Here is an 8,262-nt window from a genome sequence, read left to right on the forward strand (position 1 = left end):
GGGTTGGCGGCCGCCGTCGGGGCCGGTGCCGGGGCGCCTTGGTGCGGCGGCGGGCGCAGGGCCGCCGCCCGGGCGCGGGTGAGGGGGCCGCTCTTGGCGTACCAGCCCTGGGCGTTGCCGTAGAAGACGTGCAGGAGGGAAAGTGCGCCGACCTCGACAATGGCAGGTCCTCTTGCGCAGGGACGCCTACCTGCTCCATCGTACGCACCACAATGCGACCGCCCGGGGGGTGGGTACGACGGAAATGACAGGGGAGCAGGCCCCCCAAGAACCACCGGCACCAGCGAACTGAGCGAACGGCTCGCGCGGCTCACGGCCGCGCAGGTCCGCCAGGGAAGCGAACTCGACGGCCTGAACGTCAAGGTGGCCGGCATCGGCGCCTGGGTCGGTGGCCTGCACAGCACAATGAGCGATCTGTCCGGCCGCCTGGCCGACGTGACCCGGACGGTGTCCGGGCTGGGCGAGGAAGTCGCCCGCAGCCGCGACGAGGGCGGCGTCCCTTACAGCGGGCGGTGCAGCCGGTCGCCGCCCGTCAGGATCGCCCCTGCCAGCGCCTGGGCGGCGTCCTGCGCGGCGGGCCGCCGCCGCCCGTGCAGCAGCACGAAGTCGACGTCGCCCAGCTCCGGCAGCCCCGCTCGACCGGCCGCCACCCGCGCCAGCCCCGGCGGGATGAGGCCCTGGGCGTGCGCCATGACGCCCAGCCCGGCCCGCGCTGCCGCGATCAGCCCGCTGAGCGAACCGCTCGTGCACGCCACCCGCCAGGCGCGCCCTTCCCGCTCCATCGCCTCCAGCGCCCGGGCCCGCGTGATCGCCGGCGGTGGATAGACGATCAGCGGCACCGGCCGCTCGGGGTCGATCCGCAGTCCCTCACTGCCGATCCACACCAGCTTGTCCCGCCACACCAGCTGTCCGTGGGTTGCCTCGCCGCCGCGCTTGCCGAGCATCAGGTCCAGCCGCCCGGCGGCCATCCGCTGATGCAGCGTCGCCGACAGCTCGACGGTCAGCTCCAGGTCGACTTCGGGGTGCTCCCGCCGAAACGCCTCAAGGATTTCCGGCAGCCGGGTGAGTACGAAGTCCTCCGATGTTCCGAAGCGCAGCTTGCCCCTCAGCCGCGTGCCCGCGAACCATCCCGCCGCCCGCTCGCTCGCCGCCAGGATCGTGCGGGCGAAGCCGAGCATCGCCTCGCCGTCCTCCGTCAGCTCCACGCTGTGGGTGTCGCGGGCGAAGAGCTGCCGCCCGGCCGCCTCCTCCAGCTTCCGTACGTGCTGGCTCACCGTCGACTGCCGCAGGCCGAGCCGCCGCGCGGCCTGCGTGAAGCTCAGGGTCTGCGCGACCGCCAGGAAGGTCCTCAACTGCACCGGATCGAACACGAGCGCAGTCTATCCACGGCTATCGCGATACGTGATGACAGTCAGCATGGTCACAGGGATTTACGATTGCCGTGCCAAGGAGGATCATGGAGAGAGCCCGTGCGGGCAAGAGCACGGACAGCGCGACGAGCACCGCCCCCAGCACGTAGAGGAAGAACATGCCCCGCCTGCGATTCCCGTCCCGGCTCCCCCTGGACCCGTACATCGCGGCGCTCCTCGGCACGGTTCTCCTCGCGGCCCTGCTGCCCGCCCGGGGCCCGGCCGCCACCGCCTCCGGCGGTGCTTCGACCGGTGCGGTCGCTCTCCTCTTCTTCCTCTACGGCGCCCGGCTCTCCACCCGCGAGGCAATGGACGGCCTCAAGCACTGGCGGCTCCACCTCACCGTGCTGGGCTGCACCTTCGTCCTCTTCCCCCTGCTCGGCGTCGCCGCCCGCGGCCTCGTTCCGTACGTCCTCACCCCGCAGCTCTACACCGGCCTGCTCTTCCTGTGCCTGCTGCCCTCCACCATCCAGTCCTCGATCGCCTTCACCTCGATCGCCCGGGGCAATGTGGCGGCGGCCATCTGCGCCGGCTCCTTCTCCAGCCTCATCGGGCTCCTGGTGACGCCGCTGCTCGCCGCGCTGCTCCTGGGCGGCAGCAATGGCGTCGGTTTCTCGGCGGGCTCGGTGCTCGGCATTGTGCTGCAGTTGCTGGTGCCCTTCCTCGCGGGGCAGGTGCTGCGCCCGCTGGTCGGCGGATTCATCGCCCGCAACAAGAAGGTGCTGGGCTACGTCGACCGGGGCTCGATCCTCGTCGTGGTCTACACCGCCTTCAGCGAAGGCATGGTCCAGGGCGTCTGGCACCAGGTCACGCCGCTGCGCCTCGTCGTTCTCCTCGCCATCGAGGGCCTGCTGCTCGCCACGATGCTCTCCATCACCTCGTACGGCGCCCGACGCCTCGGCTTCGGCCGCGCCGACAGCATCACCATCGTCTTCTGCGGCTCCAAGAAGAGCCTCGCCGCCGGACTCCCCATGGCCACCGTCCTCTTCGGCGGTCCCCATGCCGCGCTGGCCGTCCTCCCCCTCATGCTGTTCCACCAACTCCAGCTCATGGTCTGCGCCGTCATCGCCAAGCGCTGGAGCCGGACCCCGGCCCCGCCCCGCCGCCCGCAGCGGCCGTACGTCGAAGCCCCCGCCGAGGTGGCCTCGGCGAGGGCGTAGTGCCGTCATGCGCTACCGGCCGCGGTGGTTGCAGACCCAGTGTCCCGGGACCCAGACCTTGACCCAGTACCCGTGATGCGAGTGGTGGTGGCCCTTGGAACCGTGGTGCCAGACCCACTGCCAGTGACCACGTGTCTGGTGACAGTAACGGTTGTGGTTCTGATGGTGGTTCTGATTGTGGTTCTGATTGTGGTTCTGATTGTGACCAGAATCGTTGTGCGCAGGTCCAGGGGGCGGGGGTGCGGGAGCTGCGAATGCCGCGCCAGCGGTCGCGAACGCGGCTCCGCCGGCCAGCATCGTGGACGCCGCGCCTATACCGGCGGCTCGCATCAGTCGGTTGCGCATGGTTGTCCCTCCATGGCGGTTGTCCGTGGTTGCACGCCGGGTACGCAGGGATGGGCCGATCGTGAAGTTCCGAGCAGCGGAAGCCGGATCCTGATCGTCTGCGGCTCCATGGCGTTGCACCGTGGTGGCGTCAGCGGCTTCTTCCCTGAAAGAAGGGCCTGACCCCCACCCGCGCATATTAGCGTATATGCAAAGAACTGTTATGCAACAGAAAAATTATACAAAATCGGGCATTTTGTCAACGCAGCATGTCCACGACCAGCACAGACAGCGCCATCGTCAGAAACAGCGTGTAAGCCCCGAGCGTCCGCCCCCGGTCCCCCGATCGCAGCTGCATGGCCAGCACCCACGCGAAGACCAGCGCCTCGACCGTCGCGCCCGCGACCCCGAACGGCGGTGCCCAGAGACCAGCGATGACGGCGACCGTACCGAACAGGTGCAATGAGCCCAGCAGCGTCAGAACCCACAGATGGCGGCCCTGGAGTACCCCCAAACGGGTGAGTTCGTCGAGCCGAGTCAGCCCCGGCCGGGCACGGGCCAGCTGAACGACCGCCGACGGCAGCGATTCGAGGACGAGGAGCACGGTGAGGGCCACAGCCAGCGCGAACACGGCGGTCAGTCTGGCAGCCGCCTAGGCTGTTGGTGTGGGATCACCCGAATCTTTCATTCATCACATCGGCGTCTTTGCGTCGGACCTCGCCACCAGCAGAGGTTTCTACTCGGCCGCGCTCACCCCGCCCGGCATCCGTATCGGATGCGAGAGCGGCGTAGCCGCCGAATACTGGCACCCCGACCGCGACACACCCTCGCTCTCGGTGGAGAAGGCCGCCACCGAGCCGACCCGCGGCGTGCACGTCGCCTTTGCGGCGGATGACAGGAGCCAGGTGGACGACTTCCACGCGGCGGCCGTCGCGGCGGGCGGCAGCAGCCGCCACGCTCCCCGCCACTGGCCCGAGTACCGGGCGTACTGCGCGTTCGTCAGCGACCCGGACGGCAACAACATCGAAGCGGTCCACAAGGAGGAGTCCTGATGCCCCCGCGCCTCATCCTGGTCCGGCACGGCCAGACCGAGTGGTCCAAGAACGGCCGGCACACCGGCCGTACGGACATCCCGCTCACCGAGGAGGGCCGCGAGGCCGCCCGGCTGCTCGGCAAGCGGCTCCAGCGGCCGCCGTGGAACGGCTTCCCCGGCGCCCGGGTCCGTACGAGCCCGCTGGCCCGGGCGCGTGAGACGTGCGAGCTCGCCGGCTTCGGGGACCGAGCCGAGGAGTGGGACGCGCTCATGGAGTGGGACTACGGCCAGTACGAAGGCCGTACGTCGCCCGGCATCCGTGAAGAGCGCCCCGGTTGGGTGATCTGGCGCGACGGCGTCATCGGCGGCGAGACCTCCTGGCAGGTCGCCAACCGCGCCGACGAGGTCGTGGCGTGGGCCAAGAGCGAGGAGTCCGACTGCGTGATCTTCGCCCACGGCCACTTCCTGCGCACCCTCGCCGCCCGCTGGCTGCGCCTCGACCCCATGCGCGGCATGGTGCTCAGTCTCGCCCCGGCCTCGCTGTCCATCCTGGGCTGGGAGTACGGCGACCCGGCTCTCACCCTGTGGAACGACACCGCCCATCTGCAGTGAGCGGCAGCGCGGCCGTGTAGTACTCCCTGCCGAATGCCGAGACGAAGGCATGGCCACCTCCGGAATGAAGGGCTGACGTCCCAAGTCATGGTGTTCCTCACCTACCAGCGCGGCGCCCTGCACGACCTCCCCGACGACCCGGCCGCGTACGACGCCGTGCTGGAGCGCATCGCCGCCCAGGCCCTCGACCGCATCACCGCCGACGGCAACCTGGAGCGCCCCGGCTGCGGCGACGACATCAGCGACACCTCGCTCGGCATCACCTCCCTGCTGGCCCTGGCGTGGCAGCGTGCGGGCGGCACACTCGAGCACCTCGCCAAACCGGTCCGCCGCAGCCTGGACTTCCACCTCCGCGAGCGGGTCTACCGCACCGACAACCCCGGATTATCCGAATTTGTGCCTACGCAACTCCGGTGAGCCCTAGGCCCGTTACGTCCTCGACCAGTCCCTGTACGTCACCGACGGCGCGAGCCTGTGGCTGACCGTCGCCCTGGAACGTACGCCGGGCGCCCGACTGCTGGCCGGACTCCCGTACGCCACAGCCACCGACGGCCGCCTCGCCAAGCTCACCGGGGCCGCAGGCGTCAGCTTCGCCGACAAGGGCGCCCGGCTGGTCGCCGACGGCCCCCTGCTCGTCGGCGCCCTCGCCGTCACCTCCGCCGGCGAACTCGCCCTCACCACCCCTGACTTCCCCGGCACCGACGGCTCGGCCTACTTCAACAGCCCCGACACCATCGGCCTCACCCAGGAGCAGGCGGCCTTCGGTCTCGTTGCCGGCCCCCGCGGCTACGGCAACCCCGACTCCGGCTGGCGCGACATCATCGCCACCACCGCCCTCGAAGCCGCCCCCGCCCCTCACCCCCGGACGGCCTCACCGTCCTGACCGTCCGCTACGGCCCCGCCCACACCGCCGAAGTACCCCTCGCGCCCGACTTCGCCCTGGGCGCGGACGGCCTGACGGTCCGCACGGAAGCGTTCACGGCGGTCGTCGGGCATCCGGCCGGCGATGCGGCCGGGAACCCGACCCTGATGTTGGGCCCGGTCCCGGCAGCGTAAGGGTCACCGCGCCCAGGGAGGCGAAACGCGCGAGCCGTCGGGGAGGACGCCCTCCAGGCCGATGCTGGTGGTGACCCAGATGGTGGCCGCCGACTCCGTCAAGTTGTCGAACTTCAGGGTGGATCCGGCGGGCGCGATGGCCACGTCACCGGGGGAGAGGGGGTGCGGCTCGCCGTCGAGGGTGAGCCGGACCGAGCCGGTGAGCAGGAGGAAGACCTCCTCGCGGCTGATGGAGTGGGTGGGGGTCTCGGTGCCGGCGGGGATCTCGCTCCGCCAGGCGCAGAGTTCGGTGCTGCCAAGGGCGGATGCGGCGTACGAGACGAAGCGGGAGCCGTGCATCTCGTGGACGACGGCGTCGGAAGCGTGGACGACGGGCATGGCGGAAACCTCCGCATATAGGCAAGTAGCTTGCGTAAATTGCTTGCCTATATGTTCAAGCTGCTTGCGCAATGTGTCAAGCTTGACGGTGTGAGAGACGAAGAAGCCATGGCCCTCAGTGCCACCCTGCTCGCGGCCGCCGGCGCACTCGTCGCCCGTATCGACGCGGGCGTCACCGCCCGGGGCTTCGACGACCTCCGGCCCGCCCACGGCTTCGCCTTCGCGCGCATGTCCGCCGCCGGGGCCACCGTCAGCGAGCTGGCCGACCACCTCGGCGTCACCCGCCAGGCCGCCAGCCAGCTCGTCGACGAGCTCGTACGGAAGGGCTACGCCGAGCGCCGCCCCCACCCCGAGGACGCCCGCGCCCGCCTCGTCGTCCTGACCGAACGCGGCCGGGCCTGCACCCGCGCGGCGGAGGAGGCCGCCGCCGACGCCGTACGCCCCTGGGCCGCCGAACTCGGCGAGCGCCGGCTGCGGGCCCTGCGCGACGACCTGCTCCGGATCGCTCCGGGCGGTCCCATTCGGCCCACCTGGTAGGCATACTCGCGGGTGGGGCGCGCACGGCCAGGGGAATGCCGTGCCGATCAATTCGAGTTGGGGTGGGCATGACGGCAGCGGATCAGTTGCGGGTACGGGAGTGGGGCGACGGCGAGCGGGTGGCCGTGCTGGTGCACGGCATCACCAACGACTCCGGGAGCTGGTGGCGGTTCGGCCCTGCCCTGGCTGAGCGCGGATACCGCGTACTGGCGCCCGAACTGACCGGGCACGGGCTCAGCCCCCACACGGACACGTACACCCTGGACGCCTGGTCCGACGCCCTCACCGCCGCGGTGCCGGCCGAACCCGACCTGCTGCTCGGTCACTCCCTCGGCGCGCTGGTGGCCTCGCTCGCCGTCAGCCGCATCCGCCCGGCACGCGCGGTGTACGAGGACCCGGCCTGGTCGCCGTCCATCGATGCGGGGGTCCTGCGCGGCGTCCTCGCCGAGAAGTCCTGGACGCCCGCCGACATCCGCGCCGCCTACCCCGCCTGGCCCGCGGAGGCCCAACAGGCCAAATTCGACGCCATCCAGCGCTGGGACACCACCACCCTGCGGGCCTTCGAGGGCTTCCGCGGCCACGAGCCCGGCCTCCCCGACATCCGCTCCCTCGTCCTGACCGCGGACCCCAGCGACCTCATCCCCCAGGCGCGCGCCGCCGCCCTGACCGCCGACGGCTACGAGGTCCGGGTCGTACCCGGCACCGGGCACATCATCCACAACGACGACTTCAACGCCTTCCTCAAGGCACTGCAGGGCTGGATCTAGGCCGGTCTGGTCCACGGACTGTCCCGTAAGTGATCTTGCTGCGAGATGGTCTTCGACCACCTCGGGCTGAAACTCGCCCTGCAGTCGCGCCGGCGATTCGCGAAGGGCGCCGTGATCATCGTGGACGGCACCCTGGTGCCCACCCGCGACCACAAGGTCGCCGAGCAGTCGAAGAACTACCGGCCGTGGTCGGTCGTGGGGGTTGTTGTACTTCACTGCTGTACCGGGGGTGTCAGTTTCTGTTCGGCCCATACGGTTTTGCCGTCGGGTGTGTAGCGGGTGCCTCGTCGGTGGGAGAGCTGGGCGACGAGGAAGAGGCCGCGGCCGCTCTCGTCGGTGGTCCGGGCGTGGCGCAGGCGGGGGAGGCTGTTGCTGGTGTCGGAGACTTCGCAGGTCAGGACCTGGTGCCGGATCAGGCGCAGACGGACGGGGCCGGTGCCGTGGCGGATGGCGTTGGTGACCAGTTCGCTGACGATCAGCTCGGTGGTGGTGGCCAGGTCCTGCAGTCCCCATTGGGCCAGTTGGCGGAGGGTCAGGGACCGGGCGGTGCTGACGATGGCCGGGTCGGTGGGCAGGTCCCAGGAGACCACCTGGTCCGGGCTGAGTGTGCGGGTACGGGCGAGCAGCAGCGTGACGTCGTCAGAGGGTGCTGGGGCCGCCAGTGTGTCGACCGCGGCCGAGCAGAGGTCTTCCAGTGGGAGGCGCGGGTGGGCCAGGACGGTGGCCAGGCAGTGCATCCCGGCGTCGATGTCCTGGCCGCGGGTCTCGACCAGGCCGTCGGTGTAGAGGGCGAGCACGCTTCCCTCGGGAAGTTCCAGCTCGACGGACTCGAAGGGGACCATGCCGAGGCCGAGTGGGGTTCCGGCGGGGAGGTCGGGGAAGGTGACCTGGCCGTGCGGGTCGACGATCGCGGGCGGGGGGTGGCCGGCCCGTGCCATCGTGCAGCGCCGGGTGACCGGGTCGTAGACGGCGTACAGGCAGGTGGC

Annotated in this window: 11 protein-coding genes and 2 pseudogenes; 7 read left to right on the plus strand and 6 right to left on the minus strand. The window is 70.6% G+C overall.

The window, feature by feature from the left end; translation table 11 throughout:
- Positions 1 to 500: 500 nt before the first annotated feature.
- Positions 501 to 1,370: a LysR substrate-binding domain-containing protein gene (locus EFK10_RS42535; protein WP_127360992.1), complete on the minus strand. Its 870-nt coding sequence runs from the start codon at positions 1,368 to 1,370 to the stop codon at positions 501 to 503.
- Positions 1,371 to 1,528: 158 nt separating this feature from the next.
- Between EFK10_RS42535 and EFK10_RS42540 the strand changes: the two genes are divergently transcribed.
- Positions 1,529 to 2,569: a bile acid:sodium symporter family protein gene (locus EFK10_RS42540; RefSeq protein ID WP_127360993.1), complete on the plus strand. Its 1,041-nt coding sequence runs from the start codon at positions 1,529 to 1,531 to the stop codon at positions 2,567 to 2,569.
- Positions 2,570 to 3,152: 583 nt separating this feature from the next.
- Here the strand turns inward: EFK10_RS42540 and EFK10_RS42545 are convergent.
- On the minus strand, positions 3,153 to 3,524 hold the full coding sequence (locus EFK10_RS42545) for a DoxX family protein (RefSeq protein ID WP_127360994.1): 372 nt from the start codon (positions 3,522 to 3,524) through the stop codon (positions 3,153 to 3,155).
- A 34-nt stretch (positions 3,525 to 3,558) separates the two neighbouring features.
- On the opposite strand from EFK10_RS42545, the gene EFK10_RS42550 reads away from it, so the two are divergent.
- The 3 genes and pseudogenes from EFK10_RS42550 to EFK10_RS52940 form a co-directional block, all read left to right on the plus strand.
- The gene (locus EFK10_RS42550) at positions 3,559 to 3,945 is read left to right on the plus strand and encodes a VOC family protein (RefSeq protein ID WP_127360995.1); all 387 of its coding nucleotides are present in this window, start codon (positions 3,559 to 3,561) and stop codon (positions 3,943 to 3,945) included.
- Positions 3,945 to 4,538 (plus strand): histidine phosphatase family protein, encoded by a 594-nt coding sequence (locus tag EFK10_RS42555; RefSeq protein WP_127360996.1) that lies wholly within the window; start codon positions 3,945 to 3,947, stop codon positions 4,536 to 4,538. The genes EFK10_RS42550 and EFK10_RS42555 overlap by 1 nt, the downstream gene beginning before the upstream one ends.
- An 87-nt stretch (positions 4,539 to 4,625) precedes the next feature.
- Positions 4,626 to 4,959: pseudogene (locus EFK10_RS52940) on the plus strand (hypothetical protein); the annotation flags it as partial.
- Here EFK10_RS52940 and EFK10_RS52945 read toward each other — a convergent pair.
- From EFK10_RS52945 to EFK10_RS42565, 3 genes are all read right to left on the minus strand, one after another.
- Positions 4,939 to 5,397, minus strand: a complete 459-nt coding sequence (locus EFK10_RS52945) for a hypothetical protein (RefSeq protein WP_322973467.1) — start codon at positions 5,395 to 5,397, stop codon at positions 4,939 to 4,941. The pseudogene EFK10_RS52940 and the gene EFK10_RS52945 sit on opposite strands and share 21 nt — an antisense overlap.
- On the minus strand, positions 5,394 to 5,534 hold the full coding sequence (locus EFK10_RS52950; protein ID WP_322973468.1) for a hypothetical protein: 141 nt from the start codon (positions 5,532 to 5,534) through the stop codon (positions 5,394 to 5,396). Before EFK10_RS52950 ends, EFK10_RS52945 begins: the two co-directional genes overlap by 4 nt.
- A gap of 63 nt (positions 5,535 to 5,597) precedes the next feature.
- Positions 5,598 to 5,972, minus strand: a complete 375-nt coding sequence (locus tag EFK10_RS42565; RefSeq protein WP_127360997.1) for a cupin domain-containing protein — start codon at positions 5,970 to 5,972, stop codon at positions 5,598 to 5,600.
- Between the two features lie 90 nt (positions 5,973 to 6,062).
- Here EFK10_RS42565 and EFK10_RS42570 point away from each other — a divergent pair, with 90 nt between their 5' ends.
- The 3 genes and pseudogenes from EFK10_RS42570 to EFK10_RS42580 all read left to right on the plus strand — a co-directional run.
- On the plus strand, positions 6,063 to 6,509 hold the full coding sequence (locus EFK10_RS42570; RefSeq protein ID WP_127360998.1) for a MarR family winged helix-turn-helix transcriptional regulator: 447 nt from the start codon (positions 6,063 to 6,065) through the stop codon (positions 6,507 to 6,509).
- A gap of 68 nt (positions 6,510 to 6,577) precedes the next feature.
- The gene (locus EFK10_RS42575; protein WP_127360999.1) at positions 6,578 to 7,276 is read left to right on the plus strand and encodes an alpha/beta fold hydrolase; all 699 of its coding nucleotides are present in this window, start codon (positions 6,578 to 6,580) and stop codon (positions 7,274 to 7,276) included.
- Between the two features lie 51 nt (positions 7,277 to 7,327).
- Positions 7,328 to 7,459: pseudogene (locus EFK10_RS42580) on the plus strand (IS5/IS1182 family transposase); the annotation flags it as partial.
- A gap of 29 nt (positions 7,460 to 7,488) precedes the next feature.
- On the opposite strand, the gene EFK10_RS42585 reads toward EFK10_RS42580, so the two are convergent.
- Positions 7,489 to 8,262: ATP-binding SpoIIE family protein phosphatase (locus EFK10_RS42585; RefSeq protein WP_164836386.1), on the minus strand; the 774-nt coding region annotated here is incomplete at its 5' end.

It is taken from the genome of Streptomyces soli (assembly GCF_003999195.1).
Classification (GTDB): Bacteria; Actinomycetota; Actinomycetes; order Streptomycetales; family Streptomycetaceae; genus Actinacidiphila; species Actinacidiphila soli.

Excerpts from the sequence above, each read along its gene's own strand:
- EFK10_RS42540 (WP_127360993.1), top strand. The coding sequence starts at position 1,529 with ATGCCCCGCCTGCGATTCCCGTCCCGGCTCCCCCTGGACCCGTACATC.
- EFK10_RS42555 (WP_127360996.1), top strand. The coding sequence starts at position 3,945 with ATGCCCCCGCGCCTCATCCTGGTCCGGCACGGCCAGACCGAGTGGTCC.
- EFK10_RS52950 (WP_322973468.1), bottom strand. The coding sequence starts at position 5,534 with ATGCCCGACGACCGCCGTGAACGCTTCCGTGCGGACCGTCAGGCCGTC.
- EFK10_RS42565 (WP_127360997.1), bottom strand. The coding sequence starts at position 5,972 with ATGCCCGTCGTCCACGCTTCCGACGCCGTCGTCCACGAGATGCACGGC.
- EFK10_RS42575 (WP_127360999.1), top strand. The coding sequence starts at position 6,578 with ATGACGGCAGCGGATCAGTTGCGGGTACGGGAGTGGGGCGACGGCGAG.